Source organism: Thioalbus denitrificans, assembly GCF_003337735.1.
GTDB lineage: Bacteria > Pseudomonadota > Gammaproteobacteria > DSM-26407 > DSM-26407 > Thioalbus > Thioalbus denitrificans.
Map to the genome: position 1 here is coordinate 525,628 of NZ_QPJY01000001.1, position 15,297 is coordinate 540,924.

At 72.4% G+C, this 15,297-nt stretch carries 15 protein-coding genes, 1 tRNA gene and 1 pseudogene; 10 read left to right on the top strand and 7 right to left on the bottom strand.

Translation table 11 applies throughout. From position 1 onward, the window contains the following. Positions 1–44: 44 nt before the first annotated feature. From DFQ59_RS02490 to DFQ59_RS02510, 5 genes are all read right to left on the bottom strand, one after another. On the bottom strand, positions 45–980 hold the full coding sequence (locus DFQ59_RS02490; protein WP_114278075.1) for a ribose-phosphate diphosphokinase: 936 nt from the start codon (positions 978–980) through the stop codon (positions 45–47). A gap of 136 nt (positions 981–1,116) precedes the next feature. Continuing rightward, a tRNA-Gln gene (locus DFQ59_RS02495) sits at positions 1,117–1,191 on the bottom strand. 32 nt (positions 1,192–1,223) lie between these two features. Continuing rightward, entirely contained in the window at positions 1,224–2,072 is an 849-nt protein-coding gene (ispE, locus tag DFQ59_RS02500) for a 4-(cytidine 5'-diphospho)-2-C-methyl-D-erythritol kinase (RefSeq protein WP_114278076.1), read from the bottom strand. 11 nt (positions 2,073–2,083) lie between these two features. Beyond that, complete coding sequence (gene lolB, locus DFQ59_RS02505; protein ID WP_170142000.1) at positions 2,084–2,713, bottom strand: lipoprotein insertase outer membrane protein LolB; 630 nt, start codon at positions 2,711–2,713, stop codon at positions 2,084–2,086. A gap of 20 nt (positions 2,714–2,733) precedes the next feature. Next, positions 2,734–4,488: a tetratricopeptide repeat protein gene (locus DFQ59_RS02510; RefSeq protein ID WP_114278078.1), complete on the bottom strand. Its 1,755-nt coding sequence runs from the start codon at positions 4,486–4,488 to the stop codon at positions 2,734–2,736. 424 nt (positions 4,489–4,912) lie between these two features. Between DFQ59_RS02510 and hemA the strand changes: the two genes are divergently transcribed. The 6 genes from hemA (at position 4,913) to DFQ59_RS02540 (ending at position 10,013) form a co-directional block, all read left to right on the top strand. After that, positions 4,913–6,175 (top strand): glutamyl-tRNA reductase, encoded by a 1,263-nt coding sequence (gene hemA / locus DFQ59_RS02515; RefSeq protein WP_114278079.1) that lies wholly within the window; start codon positions 4,913–4,915, stop codon positions 6,173–6,175. A 1-nt stretch (position 6,176) separates the two neighbouring features. Next, a complete protein-coding gene (gene prfA / locus DFQ59_RS02520; protein ID WP_114278080.1) occupies positions 6,177–7,259 on the top strand; it encodes a peptide chain release factor 1 in 1,083 nt (360 codons plus the stop codon). 14 nt (positions 7,260–7,273) lie between these two features. Next, positions 7,274–7,846 (top strand): hypothetical protein, encoded by a 573-nt coding sequence (locus tag DFQ59_RS02525; protein ID WP_211314752.1) that lies wholly within the window; start codon positions 7,274–7,276, stop codon positions 7,844–7,846. Beyond that, the gene (gene prmC, locus DFQ59_RS02530; protein ID WP_281268225.1) at positions 7,843–8,697 is read left to right on the top strand and encodes a peptide chain release factor N(5)-glutamine methyltransferase; all 855 of its coding nucleotides are present in this window, start codon (positions 7,843–7,845) and stop codon (positions 8,695–8,697) included. The genes DFQ59_RS02525 and prmC overlap by 4 nt, the downstream gene beginning before the upstream one ends. A gap of 68 nt (positions 8,698–8,765) precedes the next feature. Continuing rightward, positions 8,766–9,170, top strand: a complete 405-nt coding sequence (locus DFQ59_RS02535; RefSeq protein ID WP_114278081.1) for a hypothetical protein — start codon at positions 8,766–8,768, stop codon at positions 9,168–9,170. 93 nt (positions 9,171–9,263) lie between these two features. Continuing rightward, positions 9,264–10,013: a HesA/MoeB/ThiF family protein gene (locus tag DFQ59_RS02540; protein ID WP_114278082.1), complete on the top strand. Its 750-nt coding sequence runs from the start codon at positions 9,264–9,266 to the stop codon at positions 10,011–10,013. A 296-nt stretch (positions 10,014–10,309) separates the two neighbouring features. On the opposite strand, the gene DFQ59_RS02545 is transcribed toward DFQ59_RS02540, so the two are convergent. After that, on the bottom strand, positions 10,310–10,792 hold the full coding sequence (locus DFQ59_RS02545; RefSeq protein ID WP_342768418.1) for a ComF family protein: 483 nt from the start codon (positions 10,790–10,792) through the stop codon (positions 10,310–10,312). Between the two features lie 39 nt (positions 10,793–10,831). After that, positions 10,832–11,014: pseudogene (locus DFQ59_RS20600) on the bottom strand (double zinc ribbon domain-containing protein); the annotation flags it as partial. Positions 11,015–11,137: 123 nt separating this feature from the next. Between DFQ59_RS20600 and bioB the strand changes: the two are divergent. The 4 genes from bioB (at position 11,138) to bioC (ending at position 15,292) form a co-directional block, all read left to right on the top strand. Beyond that, the gene (bioB, locus tag DFQ59_RS02550; RefSeq protein WP_114278084.1) at positions 11,138–12,163 is read left to right on the top strand and encodes a biotin synthase BioB; all 1,026 of its coding nucleotides are present in this window, start codon (positions 11,138–11,140) and stop codon (positions 12,161–12,163) included. Between the two features lie 222 nt (positions 12,164–12,385). Continuing rightward, a complete protein-coding gene (bioF, locus tag DFQ59_RS02555; RefSeq protein WP_114278085.1) occupies positions 12,386–13,591 on the top strand; it encodes an 8-amino-7-oxononanoate synthase in 1,206 nt (401 codons plus the stop codon). Continuing rightward, positions 13,591–14,403: a pimeloyl-ACP methyl ester esterase BioH gene (gene bioH, locus DFQ59_RS02560; protein WP_114278086.1), complete on the top strand. Its 813-nt coding sequence runs from the start codon at positions 13,591–13,593 to the stop codon at positions 14,401–14,403. Before bioF ends, bioH begins: the two co-directional genes overlap by 1 nt. Continuing rightward, a complete protein-coding gene (bioC, locus tag DFQ59_RS02565) occupies positions 14,396–15,292 on the top strand; it encodes a malonyl-ACP O-methyltransferase BioC (protein ID WP_114278087.1) in 897 nt (298 codons plus the stop codon). Before bioH ends, bioC begins: the two co-directional genes overlap by 8 nt. Positions 15,293–15,297 lie beyond the last annotated feature (5 nt).

Below are 15,297 nucleotides of genomic sequence, written 5' to 3' on the forward strand. Positions count from 1 at the left end.
GTTTCGTGCCGGTGGGCGGCCGGTCGCTTACCGGCCCGTCCCCGTCAATCCATGAACAGCGAGCTGACCGACTCCTCCTGGTTCACCCGGCGGATGGTTTCGGCCAGCATCTCGGCGATGCTGAGCTGGCGGATGCGGCTGCAGGCCTCCAGCTCGGGGCGCAGCGGAATGGTGTCGGTCACCACCAGCTCGTCCAGCTCCGAGGCCTCGATGTTCTGCAGCGCGCGGCCGGAGAGCACCGGGTGGGTGCAGTAGGCCACCACCCGCTCGGCGCCGTGTTTCTTCAGCGCGCCGGCGGCGTGGCAGAGGGTGCCGGCGGTGTCCACCAGGTCGTCCACCACCACGCAGGTGCGGCCCTTCACGTCGCCGATGATGTGCATCACCTCGGCCACGTTGGGGCGCGGCCGGCGCTTGTCGATGATGGCCAGATCCGCGTCGTCCAGCCGCTTGGCCACGGCGCGGGCGCGCACCACGCCGCCCACGTCCGGCGACACCACGATGAGCCGCGGGTACTTCTGGCGCCAGATGTCGCCGAGCAGGATGGGCGAGGCGTAGACGTTGTCCACGGGAATGTTGAAGAAGCCCTGTATCTGGTCGGCGTGCAGGTCCACGGTGAGCATGCGCGTCACCCCCACGCTTTCCAGCATGTTGGCCACCACCTTGGCGGTGATGGGCACGCGGGCGGAGCGCGGCCGGCGGTCCTGGCGGGCGTAGCCGAAGTAGGGGACCACCGCGGTGATGCGCCAGGCCGAGGAGCGGCGCAGGGCGTCCACCATCACCATCAGCTCCATGAGGTTGTCGTTGGTGGGCGCGCAGGTGGGCTGGATGATGAACACGTCGCGGCCGCGGACGTGCTCCATGATCTCCACCATCACCTCGCCGTCGCTGAAGCGCCCCGTCACCGCCTTGCCGAAGGGGATGTTGAGGTGGTTGCATACCTTCTGGGCGAGCGCCGGGTTGGCGTTCCCGCTGAAGACCATCAGCCTGCTGTCTGACACGCCGTCGTACTCCGTCTCGGGTTCAGGTCGGGGTGGTTTCACGGGCGGGGCGGCCTGCGCGCTGGCCGGGCTCCCGGGTTGTGGTGCTGAAGCGCATGTCGCTCACTCGCTGGAGATCTGGCTGGGGCGCTAGGATTCGAACCTAGGAATGCGGAGACCAAAACCCCGTGCCTTACCACTTGGCTACGCCCCAGATGAACCGATTTTCAGAGCAGCGGCCCGCCGTCACGCGTCCCGGTCTTCCTCCGCCAGCCTGGCGAGCAGGGGTGAGCGGTTGCAGCCGCGGGCGGCGAATCCCGGGAGCGGCGCGGCGGCCAACAGGGCCCGGGCCGCGGCCTCGTCACCGCAGGGCGCGAATACACAGGCCCCGGTGCCGGTCATGCGGCCATCGCCGTGGCGCCGCAGCCAGTCCAGGGCCGCCGCCACCGCCGGGTAGCGCCTGGCCACCACGGCCTCGCAGTCGTTGCCGCCCCTGCCTGAGAGAAAGTCGGATATTTTGAGGGGCTTGGAATCCCGTGTCAATTCCGGGTCGGCGAATACCGCGCCGGTGTCCACGTGGCACGCCGGCGCGAGGACCACGTACCAGGGCTCGGGAAGCTCCACCGGCGTGAGCCGCTCGCCCACCCCCTCGGCCCAGGACGCCAGCCCGCGGACGAACACCGGCACGTCGGCGCCCAGTTCCAGGCCCAGGCGCTCGAGCTCCACGGGGGGCAGTCCCAGCGACCAGAGCCGGTTCAGCGCCACCAGGGTGGTGGCGGCATCGGAGCTGCCGCCGCCCAGGCCGCCGCCCATGGGCAGGCGCTTGTGCAGGCGGATATGCGCCCCGAGGCCGGTGCCGGTCACGGCCTGGAGCCGCCGCGCGGCGCGCAGCACCAGGTTGTCGGCCTCCCGTACCCCGGGCAGGGCCGGCTCCAGGGTCACCCGCCCGTCGGTGGTGGGGGAGAAGTCGAGGCGATCGCCGTGGTCCAGGAACTGGAACACCGTCTGCAGCAGGTGGTAGCCGTCGGAGCGCCGGCCCACCACGTGCAGGAACAGGTTGAGCTTGGCCGGCGCCGGCCAGTCGCTGGAGGTCACGGTGCCACCGCTCAGCCCCCATCGGGGGGCAGGGTCCAGTGGCTGACCACCAGCCGCACCTCCAGGTGATCGCTGGCGAGAAAGACCCGCCGCGGCAGGTCCTGCCCGCCCACGCGCACATAGTCGAGATAGTCGATGCGCCAGCCGGACTGTTCCAGCCGGACCAGGCGGCCGGCGTCGTCGAACCGGGGCCGGGCCTCCGGGCCGGGGCGGGGCAGGCCGCGGACCCACCACGCCAGTCCGTCCACCGGCAGCCGCCAGCCCAGGTGGCGCCGCAGCAGCGTCTCGGCGTCCGCGGCACGATCCCGGGTGCCGTCGGGCAGCGCGATGCGCACCTCTCCGGCGCGGCCCTCCACCATGGCCACCCCCTGCCCGAGGGGGGAGGAGAGCCGCAGGCGGTAGCTGTCGGGCAGCTGCTGCCAGAGCAGCGAGGCGTGCCAGGCCTCGCCCTCCAGGGTGAGGGCCACCCGCCCCTGCAGGTCCCAGGCCGTGATCCGGCCCACCGCCTCGGCGTGCCGCCGCCAGCCGGAATCACCCTCCAGGGGCGTGGTCGGGGGCACGGCGGCGCAGCCGCCGAGGGCCAGGGCGAGGAGGCCGGCGCAGAGCAGGCGGCGGCGGTGTGCGGGTGGGTTTCCGGCCACGACGGGTAGGGTTGTCCGGGTCAGGGGCGGGGCGGTTCCTGCCCCGTCAGGCGGGTGATGGTCTCGCGCAGGATGGCGTCGTCCGGATGATCCGCCAGGGCCGACTGCCACACTTCCCGCGCCGCGTCACGACGACCCCGGGCCCACAGCACCTCGCCCAGGTGGGCGGCGATTTCGGGGTCGCCCTTGCGCAGCTCGAGGGCCCGGCGCAGATGCCGCTCCGCCGCCTCCAGGTCGCCGAGCCGGTACTGGACCCAGCCCATGCTGTCGATGATGGCGGCGTCGTCCGGGGAGAGCTCGAGGGCCTGGCTGATGTACTGCAGGGCCTCGGCGTGGCGGTCGGTGCGATCGGCCAGGGTGTAGCCCAGGGCATTGAGGGCCAGGGCGTTGTCCGGGTCGCGCTCGATGAGCAGTTTCAGGTCGGACTCGAGCAGGTCCAGGTTGTCCATCTTTTCGGCCAGCAATGCCCGGGCGTAACGGATATCGGTGTTGCCCGGCAGCTCCAGCAGGGCCTGGTTGTAGATGTCCATGGCCTGCTCGAGGCGTCCGGCGTTGGTGAGGATTTCGCCCTCCACCAGGTACAGGCGCGGGCGCTGGGCCGGGTTGCGGGAGGCGATGTCCTCGAGCTGGGCCAGGGCCTCGTCGATCCGCTCCAGCCGGGCCAGGACCACGGCGATCCGGAGCTGGGCCTCGTTGAAGTTGGGGCCGCTGCGGACCTCGGAGTACCAGTCGAGCGCCGCCTCGTAGTCCTTGCGCTTCTCCGCCACCTGGCCGAGGTAGAAGGGGGCGCGGGCCGAGGTCTTGCCGTCAACCTCCAGCAGCCGCCGGAACGCCCGTTCGGCCTCCTTGTCGAGACCGGCCTGGAGGCTCAGCAGGCCCAGGGCGAAGAGGGCGTCGCCATTGTCCGGATTGCGCCGCACCAGCGCCTGGAAGGCTGCGTGGGCCTCGTCCATGCGGTCGGCCTGGATCAGGAGCCGGGCGCGGGCCATCGCCAGCTCGTTGTCCTGCGGATGCTCGCGTCCCGCGGCGTCCAGGTAGGCCAGGGCGGCGTCGGTCTCCCCGGCCAGGGTCAGGGCCCGGGCCCTGAGCACCATCGCCTCGGTCCAGTCCGGTTTCAGGCGCAGGGCCTCGTCGACGGCCTGCAGCGCCAGCCCGGAGTCGTTTTCGCTCACCGCCAGCTCGCCGAGGGCGTAGTGGGCCTCGGGCTGGTCGCTGTGCTTCTCCACCAGCCCGCGCATCACCTCCAGGGCGGTGGGCCCGGTGTGCTCGCGGCCGAGCAGGGCGGCGATGATGAGGAAGCGCCGGGCCGGATCGGTCTGGTCGGCGTTCATCAGCCGGTCGAGCTGCTGCAGCGCCTCCTCGGCGCGACCGGCCTTGATGAGGTTGATGGCCAGCAGCTGCCGGGCTTCCTGGCTCTCGGGCGCGGCCTCGAGCCAGATCCGGGTCGCCTCGATGCTTCGTTCGGTATCCCGCACCGCCATGGCGATGCGGGCGGTGCGCTCGGCGATGCCGGCATCCCGTGTCTCGCGCGCGGCCTCAAGATACAATGCCAGGGCGGTGGCGAGGTCGCCGCGCTGACCCGCGATCTCGGCCACCAGCAGGCTGTAGAGCACCTCGGGACTGAAATCTCCGCTCGGCGGGGTCGTCTCCTCCCCGGCCGCCGCGGGGGCGGCAGCGGTTTCCGTGGCCGGCCCGGTGGTGACGGCACCCTGGGTGGCGCAGCCGCCGAGGGCGCCGGCCAAGATGAAGGCGAGGATGGGAAGAAGACACTTCATTGAGATCTGCTCCGGCTGGCAGCCATCGCCGGCCGCGGGCCGGGCGAGCCGTCACTATACCGGAAACGCCGAAGGGTGCGAAACGGGTCCGGAGGCGGCGTGCTGCGTTGACATGATGCCATTAGTAAGTGGAGTGCCAAGTCGATTAAACTCTCCCTCCGCGTGCTGCTATTCATCGGAGCGGCGGGTTCGCGGAAGGTTCCCCGGCGGTGTGCCGAATCACTCCCGGATCCCCGTTCCGTGCACCGCCGGCCGTGCGTGCGGCGTGCCCGAATGGAGCCTCGCCGGCAAGGCCATGACCGTGTTGCAGCGCCTGGCCGGGCACCCGGAGGGGCCGCTGCCCGGGCAGCGCGCCTCGTTCCGGCGCTGTCGAGAGGCCCTGAACGGATATCCAAGTGTGACGCAGGACACGTATAGGCGGTAAATGTCATTGCTGGCGTTCGGCATCAATCACAAGACGGCACCCGTGGCCATCCGGGAGCGGGTCAGCTTCGCCCCTGACCGGCTGGCGGATGCCCTGCGCGAGCTGGTGAGCCAGCCGCGGGTGCAGGAGGCGGCGATCCTCTCCACCTGCAACCGCACCGAGCTCTACTGCAACACCGAGGACGACGACATCGCCCCGGTGGTGGAGTGGTTCCGGCGCTATCACGAGCTGCGCGCCGAGGAGATCGAGCCCTACATCTATATCCACCCCCAGCTCGAGGCGGTGCGCCACATCATGCGCGTGGCCAGCGGGCTCGATTCCCTGGTGCTGGGCGAGCCCCAGATCCTGGGGCAGATGAAGGATGCCTACAACACGGCCAACGAGGCCGGAACCGTCGGCACCCTGTTGGGGCGGCTGTTCCAGCACTGCTTCGCCGTGGCCAAGCAGGTGCGCACCGATACCGCCATCGGCGAGAGCCCGGTGTCCGTGGCGTTCGCGGCGGTCAGCCTGGCACGGCAGATCTTCACCGACCTGTCCGAGACCACGGCGCTGTGCATCGGTGCCGGCGAGACCATCGAGCTGGCCGCCCGCCACCTGCACGAGCACGGCGTGGCGCGCATGATCATCGCCAACCGCACCCTGGAGCGGGCCCATCTCCTGGCCGGCGAGTTCGGGGCCTACGCCATCCCCCTGGACGAGCTGCCGGCCCACCTGGAGGAGGCGGACATCGTGGTGGCCTCCACCGCGGCCCCGCTGCCGATCCTGGGCAAGGGGGCGGTGGAGCGGGCGCTCAAGGCGCGCAAGCACCGGCCCATGTTCATGGTGGACATCGCCGTGCCGCGGGACATCGAGCCCGAGGTGGCGGAGCTGGACGATGTCTATCTCTACACCGTGGACGATCTCCAGGAGGTCATCCGCGAGAACCAGGAGTCGCGGCGCGAGGCCGCCGCCCAGGCCGAGGAGATCGTCAACCTCCAGAGCGCCCACTTCATGGGTTGGCTGCGCTCGCTCAGGGCCGTGGACCTGGTCCGCGCCTACCGCAGCGAGGCGGAACGGCTGCGCGACCAGGAGCTGGACAAGGCCCGGCGCCTGCTGGCCCGCGGCGACGATCCGGAGCAGGTGCTCTACCTGCTGGCCCGCGGGCTCACCAACAAGCTGGTGCACAGGCCCTCGGTGACCCTGCGCCAGGCCGGCTACGACGAACGCGCGGAACTGATCGAGTTCGCCTCCGAACTGCTCGGCGTCAAGACCGACGTAGACTGACATGCAGCCCTCCGTTCTGCACAAGCTGGAGTCACTCTCCGAGCGATTCCAGGAGGTCTCGGCCCTGCTCTCCGACCCGGAGGTCATCGGCAACCAGGGGCGCTTCCGCAGCCTGTCCATGGAGTACGCCCAGCTGGAGCCGGTGATGGGCTGCTTCCGCGACTGGCGCGAGGCCTGCGCGGCCCGGGATTCCGCCCGCGAGCTGCTCGCCGATCCCGAGCTGCGGGAGCTGGCCGCCGAGGAGCTGCGCGCGGCGGCGGACCGCGCCGAGGCGCTGGAGCTGGAGCTGCGCCGGTTGCTGCTGCCCCGCGATCCCCACGACAGCAGCAACATCTTTCTCGAAATCCGCGCCGGCACCGGCGGTGACGAGGCCGCGCTGTTCGCCGGCGACCTGTTGCGCATGTACAGCCGTTACGCCGAGATCCGCGGCTGGGACGTGGAGGTGCTGAGCGAGAGCGAGGGCGAGCACGGGGGCTACAAGGAGGTGATCGCCCGGGTGGTCGGCCAGGGCGCCTACTCGCGGCTGAAGTTCGAGTCCGGCGCCCACCGCGTGCAGCGGGTTCCGGAGACCGAGAGCCAGGGGCGCATCCACACCTCCGCCTGCACCGTGGCCGTGCTGCCCGAGGTGGACGAGGTGGAGGCCAGCCCCATCAACCCGGCGGATCTGCGTATCGACACCTACCGCGCCTCCGGGGCCGGCGGCCAGCACGTGAACAAGACCGACTCGGCCATCCGCATCACCCACCTGCCCACGGGCATGGTGGTGGAGTGCCAGGACGAGCGCTCGCAGCACAAGAACCGGGCCCGGGCCATGTCGCTGCTGGCGTCGCGGCTGCTGGAGGCCGAGCGCGAACGCCAGCGCAGCGAGCAGCAGGCCACCCGCAAGAGCCTGGTGGGCAGCGGCGATCGCTCCGAGCGCATCCGCACCTACAATTTCCCCCAGGGCCGGCTCACCGACCACCGCATCAACCTGACGCTGTACAAGCTGGAGGAGATTATGGCCGGCGCGCTCGACCCGGTAATCGATCCGCTGATCAGCGAGTACCAGGCCGACCAGCTGGCCGCCCTCGCCGGCGAGGCGTGATCCGCGCCCGCCCTGTGCCCGTGCCCCTCCGCATCCTCACCGCGGCGCTGTTCATGGCGGTGGCCACGGAGGCCGCGGCCGCCGACTCCGTCAACGCTCTCGAGGCGCGCGCCATGGCCGCCCTGGCCGCGGTGCAGGCGCGCGCGGACGCCCGGCTTGCCCCCTTCGCCACCGACGGCTGCAGCGGCGGGCTCTCCGCCGGCTGGGCGGTTCTGGCCGGGCGGCTGCCGGCGTTTGGGCGCACCCTGGGCGGGCGGCCGCCCTGGGAGGCCTGCTGCGTGGTCCATGACCTGGCCTACTGGCGCGGGCCGGCCCGCGACGGGGTGGCCCGCCGGCTGGAGGCCGATCGCGGGCTGCAGGCCTGTGTTGCGGACACCGGCCGCGCCCGGGCGGCGGAGCTGGCCCGGCGGCTCGACGTGCCGCCGGAGCAGGTGAGGGTGGCCTTCGAGCTGGCCGCCGAGGTGATGTACGCGGCCGTTCGTCTCGGCGGTGGCCCCTGCACCCCCTTCCCCTGGCGCTGGGGTTACGGCTGGCCGGAGTGCACACCGGGGCTGGTCCGGCCCCGGGACGGCGGTGACGGGCCGTGAGCGGTGCGGCGCCGATCAGCGTCGAGGCGGCCCTCGACCGGGCCCGGGCGCGCCTGGCGGGCCGGGGCGAGAGCCCGGCGCTGGACGCCGAGGTGCTGCTGGCCCATGTGCTCGGGCGGAGCCGGGCCTGGCTGCGCGCCTTCGGCGAACGGGAGCTCGGGGCGGCCGAGGCGGCCCGGTTCGAAGCGCTGGTGGCGCGCCGCGCCGCGGGGGAGCCGGTGGCCCATCTCACCGGCCGCCGGGAGTTCTGGTCGCTGGAGCTGGAGGTGACGCCGGCCACCCTGATACCCCGCCCCGACACCGAGCTGCTGGTGGAGGCTGCCCTGGCGCGGCTGCCGGACACCCCCGGCCTGCGGCTGGCGGATCTCGGCACCGGCAGCGGGGCGGTGGCGCTGGCGCTGGCGGCGGAGCGTCCCGGCTGGCGGCTGCTGGCCACCGACCGCTCGGCTGCCGCCCTGGCGGTGGCGCGGCGCAACGCCGGGCGCCTCGGCCTGGCGAACGTGGCGTTCCGGGCCGGGGACTGGTGCGCGGCGCTGGGCGGGGAGCCGTTCGATGCCATTCTCAGCAATCCGCCCTACATTCCCGCCGCCGATCCCCACCTCGACCAGGGCGACCTGGTCCACGAACCGCGCGCGGCCCTGACCCCGGGGCCGGGCGGACTGGAGGCCATCGAGCGCATCGCCCGGGAGTCCCGCGCCCACCTGCGCCCCGGCGGCTGGCTGCTCATCGAGCACGGCTACGACCAGGGCGAGTCCGCCGTGGCGGTCCTCGAGGCGGCCGGCTACACTGCCGTTGAAGACCTGCGGGACGCCGCCGGGAACCCCCGGGTCGTATGCGGCCGCCAGCCCTGAAAAGCGGCCCGACTGGCTATGCTGCAGTGCATCTTGCAAGCGCTGTTGATGTCGCGGATAAAGGCCACATGAGCGCGAAGGACACCATCAGGGGGCGCACCCTCTGCTTCTGCCAGTATCACCCGGACCCCCACCAGGCGCGTTCGGCCCTGCCCATGCTGCGGCAGGTGGACGGCGTGCATACCGTGAAGCAGCGGGCGGAGCGCTGCCTGGAGCTGGAGTATGACCTCCACAAGGTCAGCCTCAAGCTGATCGAGGACGCCATGGTGGCGGCGGGATTCCACCTCGACAACTCCCTGATGTCCAAGCTCAAGCGGTCGCTCTACTACTACACCGAGGAGAACCTGCGCACCGCGATCGGCTGCGACCGTGGCCAGAACAACTGCGTGGAGAAGATCTTCATCAACCACTACGCCCGGCGGCCCCACGGCTGCCGCGACGACCGCCCGGAACACTGGCGCAAGTATCTCTGAGCGGATAACGGGAAACGGATAAAGGGGAACGGGAGCCCGTTCCTCGTCTCCCGTTCCCTGTTCCCCGTCCCCCGTCCCCTGTAATCTTCCCCCATGGACGACAACACCCTGCTGCGCTACAGCCGCCAGATCATGCTGCCCCAGGTGGACGCCGCCGGGCAGGAGCGGCTGCTCGGCGCCACCGCGCTCATCGTGGGCATGGGCGGGCTTGGCTCGCCGGCGGCCCTCTATCTCGCCGCCGCGGGCGTCGGCCGGCTGCTCATCGCCGATGCCGACACGGTGGACCTCTCCAACCTCCAGCGCCAGGTGATCCACCGCAATGCCGACATCGGCCGCCCCAAGGTGGCCTCGGCCCGCGATACCCTGCGGGCGCTGAACCCCGGCGTGGCGGTGGAGATGCTGGAGACGCGGCTGGAGGGCGAGGCCCTGGAGGCGGCGGTGGCGCGCGCCGACGTGGTGGTGGACGCCAGCGACAACTTCCCCACCCGCTTCGCCATCAACGCCGCGTGCGTGCGCCGGCGCACGCCCCTGGTCTCGGGGGCGGCGATCCGCTTCGAGGGCCAGGTGTGCGTGTTCCACGCCGAGCGCGAGGGCAGCCCCTGCTACCGCTGCCTCTACGGCGAGGGCGCGGAGCTGCCGGAGACCTGCTCGGAGAACGGCGTCATCGCCCCGCTGGTGGGGATCATCGGCAGTCTCCAGGCGCTGGAGGCGGTGAAGGTGCTGCTCGGCATCGGCGAGACCCTCGACGGGCGCCTGCTGCTGTTCGACGCCCTGGCCATGGAGTGGCGCACCCTGCGCCTGCGCCGCGATCCCGCCTGCCCGGTGTGCGGGGGCGGGCACTGACGACGGTACCCGCGCCCGACTGGCCGGGCAGGCCGGCTTCCCGGCGGTGTCCCTGAGCGGCTTCGCCGTCTCCGTCACCCGCCCCGGTTTCCCCGATACCGGCCTCATCGCCTACGGCGAGCCGCTGGCCCGGGGCCGCGGCCCGGGCGCTGATGCGGCGGTCGTCCAGGGGTTGCAGCGGCGCTTCGACTGGAAGGTCGCAGACATCTCCCGGCCACGCCGGGCCAGATGCCCAGCAGCGGTGTCGCCTCGTCCGCCAGCCGCCCCGGCCCCTGCTGTGCTGAACGGCGCGCCGCTCAGCGTTCCACGGTACGCGCCACGGCCCAGACCTCGATGCGCGCCGCGCCCGCCCGGCGCAGCGCCCGGGCCAGCTCGGCCGCGGTGCTGCCGGTGGTGACCACGTCGTCCAGGATCGCCACATGACGTCCGGACAGGGCGCCCGTGACGCTGAAGGCGCCGCGGACGTTGCGCCGGCGCTGACGTTCGTGGAGTCCCATCTGGTGCGGGGTGTCGCGGGTGCGCCGGCAGGACCCGGAGTCGACGGGCAGCTGCAGCAGCCGGCCGATGGGGCGCCCGATCTCCAGCGCCTGGTTGAAGCCCCGTTCCCGCAGGCGCGCCGGGTGCAGGGGGACGGGCAGGATCAGCGCCGGGCGCTCCGTGCTCCCCTCGAGTTCCCGCGCCAGCAGTGCGCCCAGGAGCCGGGCATGGGCCAGCTGCCGGTGGAACTTGAGCCCCGTTATCAGCTCGCGCATGGCGCCCGCGTAGGGAAAGGGGGCCACGGTCCGCTCCTGGGGCGGGGGGTGCCGCAGGCACGCGCCGCAGATTCCCGGTTGCGGCAGCGGGCGGGCGCAGAGACGGCAGGCCGGTCCCGGCCGCGGGATCTCGGCGGCGCAGCCGGCACAGAGATCGAGGCCGGCGCTGCCGGGCGCCCCGCACAACAGGCAGGTGGGCGGATAGAGGATTTTCTGTATAAGATTTATACAGTCGTAAAGATATTGCATCCGTGCAGATTGACAGTCGGCGGGCGGGCGTTAAGATCGGTCGCCATGCCCTGGGTTTATGGGCGCCCAAATATCCCTTAATGGGCCGCAGCAGGCCCTTCCGGACCCACAAGGAAACGTAGCATGACTACCGCCACTGCCGCAGCCGCCGTGACCGATGAGCGCACCGGGCGCCGCGCCTGGACCCGGGCGGAGGTGATCGCCCTGTTCGGGCGTCCCTTCATGGACCTGGTGTTCGAGGCCGCGAGCGCGCACCGCCGCCACTTCGAGCCGAACACCATCCAGGCCAGCACCCTGATGAACATCAAGACCGGCGCCTGCTCCGAGGACTGCGGCTACTGCTCCCAGAGCGCCCGCTACGACACCGGCCTGCAGCGGGAGAAGCTGATGAGCGCCGAGGAGGTGCTGCAGGCGGCCCGGGCCGCGAAGGAGAACGGCGCCACCCGGTTCTGCATGGGCGCCGCCTGGCGCAGCCCCCGGGAGCGCGACATGCCGGTGATCCTGGAGATGGTGAGCGGCGTGAAGTCCCTGGGGCTGGAGACCTGCATGACGCTGGGCATGCTCGACGGGGAACAGGCCCGGGTGCTGCGCGAGGCGGGCCTGGACTACTACAACCACAACCTCGATACCTCGCCCGAGTTCTACGGCCAGGTGATCACCACCCGCACCTACCAGGATCGGCTGGACACCCTGGGGCACGTGCGCGATGCCGGCATGAAGGTCTGCTGCGGCGGCATCATCGGCATGGGCGAGTCCCGCGCCGACCGCGCCGGGCTGCTGGTGGAACTGGCCAACCTGCCCCAGCCGCCCGAGAGCGTGCCCATCAACCGCCTGGTGCCGGTGCCCGGCACGCCGCTGGCGGAAACCGCGCCGCTGGACGCCTTCGAGTTCGTCCGCACCGTCGCCGTGGCCCGCATCCTCATGCCCCGCTCCTACGTGCGCCTCTCCGCGGGCCGCGAGACCATGAGCGAGGAGATGCAGGCGCTGTGCTTCCTGGCCGGGGCCAACTCCATCTTCTACGGCGAGAAGCTGCTCACCTGTCCCAACCGCGAGGCGGACACCGACGCCCAGCTGTTCGAGCGCCTCGGCCTGCGCCTGGAGGCCAACGACTGCCACGCCCACTACGGCGACGAGGACCACAGTCACTGAGGCATGATTCACCACGAAGGCACGAAGGACACGAAGAAGGGCGTGAAGAAGCGCGTGGGGCGAGGTCTATAGCGTCGATGATCCTTGCGTGCGCCTATATGTGTCGTTGCCTCGGGCTTCCCGTCACGACGCCAATGACTCCGGTGCCCTGTCAGGCTTCGTGTCCTTCGTGCCTTCGTGGTGAAAACCGGGGGAATGTCGCCGATGAGCGCTGACAATCCGATGCGGGAGGCGCTGGCGGCGGAGCTGGCGGAGCGGCGCGCGGCGCGGCTCTACCGCGAGCGGCTGGTGGTGGAGAGCCCCCAGGGCCCCGAGCTGGTGGTGGGGGGGCGGCGGTTCCTCTCCTTCTGCAGCAACGACTACCTGGGGCTGGCCGCCCACCCGGAGGTGGCGGCGGCGTTCCGGCGCGGGGTCGATCGCTGGGGCGCCGGCAGCGGCGCCTCGCACCTGGTGACCGGCCACAGCGCCGCCCACCATGCGCTGGAGGAGGAGCTCGCCGCCTTCACCGGACGGGAGCGGGCGCTGCTCTTCTCCACCGGCTACATGGCCAACCTGGGCGCGATCACGGCGCTCCTCGGGCGCCGGGACGCGGTGTTCCAGGACCGGCTCAACCACGCCTCCCTGCTGGATGCCGGATTGAGTTCCGGGGCCCGCTTCCGCCGCTTTCCCCACGCCGATGCCGCGGCGCTGGCCCGGCAGCTGGCCGGCTCCGGCGCGCGGCGGCGGCTGGCGGTCACCGACGGGGTGTTCAGCATGGACGGCGACCTGGCGCCCCTGCCCGGGCTGGCGGCCGCCTGCCGCGAGCACGGGGCGTGGCTGCTGGTGGACGATGCCCACGGCCTGGGGGTGCTGGGGGCGAACGGGCGCGGAACCCTGGAGCATTTCGGCCTCGGCGCCGCGGAGGTGCCGGTGCTGATGGGCACCCTCGGCAAGGGCTTCGGCACCGCCGGGGCCTTCGTCGCCGGCGACGAGACCCTGGTGGAGTACCTGGTGCAGTTCGCCCGCACCTACGTCTACACCACCGCCCTCCCGCCGGCCGTCGCGGAAGCGACCCGCGCCAGCCTGCGGCTGGTGCAGTCCGAGGGCTGGCGGCGGGACCACCTGCGCGCCCTGGTGGCGCGCTTCCGCCGTGGTGCGGAGCAGCTGGGGCTCGCTCTGATGCCCTCCGGGAGTCCCATCCAGCCGCTGCAGGTGGGGGATGCGGGCCGGGCCCTGGCGCTGTCCGCGGCGCTGCGCGAGCGGGGCATCCTCATCACCGCCATCCGGCCGCCCACCGTGCCGGCGGGCGGCGCGCGGCTGCGCATCACCCTCAGCGCCGCCCACGGCGAGGCCCAGGTGGATCGCCTGCTGGCGGCGCTGGAGACGGTGCTGTCCGACACCCCGCCCGCGGTGGATGGCGGTGCCCCACCCGCAGCGGTGAGCCGGTGATGAACGACGCTGCACGCCCGATCCCGGCTCCCGCCGCGGCCGGCGCCGCGCCCTGGTCGCAGACCATCGGCACGGGGCCCGACCTGGTCCTGCTCCACGGCTGGGGTCTGCACAGCGGCATCTGGGCGCCGCTGCTGCCGGCGCTGAGCCGGCGGTTCCGGGTGACCTGCATCGACCTGCCCGGCTTCGGCGCCAGCGCCCCGCTGGCGGGCGGCTACGATGCCCGCGCCCTGGCCGGGGCGGTGCTGGCCGCCGCGCCGCCGCGAGCGGCCTGGCTGGGCTGGTCGCTGGGCGGCATGGTGGCCCTGCAGGCCGCGGCCCTGGCCCCGGAGCGGGTCACGCGGCTGCTGCTGGTGGCGGCCAGCCCGCGCTTCGTCCAGGGCGTGGACTGGCCCCACGCCGTCAGCGCCGAGCTGCTGGAACGCTTCTGCGACGAACTGGCCCGGGACTACCGCGCCACCCTCGGACGCTTCCTGGCGCTGCAGGCCCAGGGCAGCGAGCGGGCCCGGGAGGAGCTGCGCGGGCTGCGGGAGATCCTCTTCGCGCGCGGGGAGCCGGCCCTGGCGGGACTGCAGGGCGGCCTGGAGATCCTGCGCACGGCGGACCTGCGCCCGGAGCTGGCGGCGCTGCGGCAGCCGCTGCTGTGGGTGGGCGGCCGGCGCGACACCCTGGTGCCGCGGCGCGTCACCGAGGGGCTGCTGGAGCTGAACGAGGGGGTGGAGACCTGGGTGGTGCCGGGCGCCGCGCACGCACCGTTCCTCTCCCACCCGGAGCCGCTGCTGGACAGGGTGAGGACGTTCGTGAATGGATAAGGGGCCGGTTGCTCCCATCGACAAGCGCCTGGTGGCCGGGGCCTTCAGCGCCGCCGCGGCCCGCTACGACGAGGCAGCACAGCTGCAGCGGGAGGTGGGCGACCGGCTGCTGGAACGGCTGGAGCTGGTGCGCATCGACCCGCGCCGGATCCTGGACGTGGGCGCGGGCACCGGGCGCTACAGCGAGCGGCTGGGCCGGCGCTACCGCAGGGCCCGGGTGGTGAGCCTGGACATCGCGCCGGGCATGCTGGCGGTGGCCCGCTCGCGCACGGGGTGGTTCGCCCGCCGGAGCTTTCTCTGCGCCGACGCCGAGTGCCTGCCGCTGGCGGATGCCTCGGTCGAGCTGCTCTTCTCCAACCTGACCCTGCAGTGGTGCACCGATCTGGACCGCACCTTCGCCGAGTTCCGGCGCGTGCTGCGCCCCGGCGGGCTGCTGATGTTCTCCACCCTCGGGCCCGACACCCTGAAGGAGCTGCGGGCGAGCTGGCGGGCGGTGGACGGGGGCGTGCACGTCAACACCTTCGCCGACATGCACGACGTGGGCGACGCCATGGTGCGCGCGCGCCTTGCCGGCACGGTGCTGGACATGGAGTATTTCACCCTCACCTACCCGCAGGTGGACGGGCTGATGCGGGATCTCAAGGTGCTCGGCGCCCACAACGTCAACCGCGGCCGCAGCCGCGGTCTCACCGGCCCCGGCCGGGTGCGGGCCCTGCGCCAGGCCTACGAGCGCTTCCGGACCCCCGGGGGGCTGCTGCCGGCCACCTACGAGGTGGTCTACGGCCACGCCTGGGCCCCCGAGGCGGACGCGCGGCCGCAGCCGCGCGGCCCCGCCGGCGAGGTCCACGTCCCGTTCCCCGCCTGGCGCCGGCCGGGGACCCGGGGTTGAGCGGC

Bases quoted from the DNA above. Each gene is read 5' to 3' on its own strand.
- DFQ59_RS02490 (WP_114278075.1), bottom strand. From the start codon at position 980: ATGGTCTTCAGCGGGAACGCCAACCCGGCGCTCGCCCAGAAGGTATGC.
- DFQ59_RS02510 (WP_114278078.1), bottom strand. From the start codon at position 4,488: ATGAAGTGTCTTCTTCCCATCCTCGCCTTCATCTTGGCCGGCGCCCTC.
- hemA (WP_114278079.1), top strand. From the start codon at position 4,913: ATGTCATTGCTGGCGTTCGGCATCAATCACAAGACGGCACCCGTGGCC.
- prfA (WP_114278080.1), top strand. From the start codon at position 6,177: ATGCAGCCCTCCGTTCTGCACAAGCTGGAGTCACTCTCCGAGCGATTC.
- DFQ59_RS02535 (WP_114278081.1), top strand. From the start codon at position 8,766: ATGAGCGCGAAGGACACCATCAGGGGGCGCACCCTCTGCTTCTGCCAG.
- DFQ59_RS02540 (WP_114278082.1), top strand. From the start codon at position 9,264: ATGGACGACAACACCCTGCTGCGCTACAGCCGCCAGATCATGCTGCCC.
- bioB (WP_114278084.1), top strand. From the start codon at position 11,138: ATGACTACCGCCACTGCCGCAGCCGCCGTGACCGATGAGCGCACCGGG.
- bioF (WP_114278085.1), top strand. From the start codon at position 12,386: ATGCGGGAGGCGCTGGCGGCGGAGCTGGCGGAGCGGCGCGCGGCGCGG.
- bioH (WP_114278086.1), top strand. From the start codon at position 13,591: ATGAACGACGCTGCACGCCCGATCCCGGCTCCCGCCGCGGCCGGCGCC.
- bioC (WP_114278087.1), top strand. From the start codon at position 14,396: ATGGATAAGGGGCCGGTTGCTCCCATCGACAAGCGCCTGGTGGCCGGG.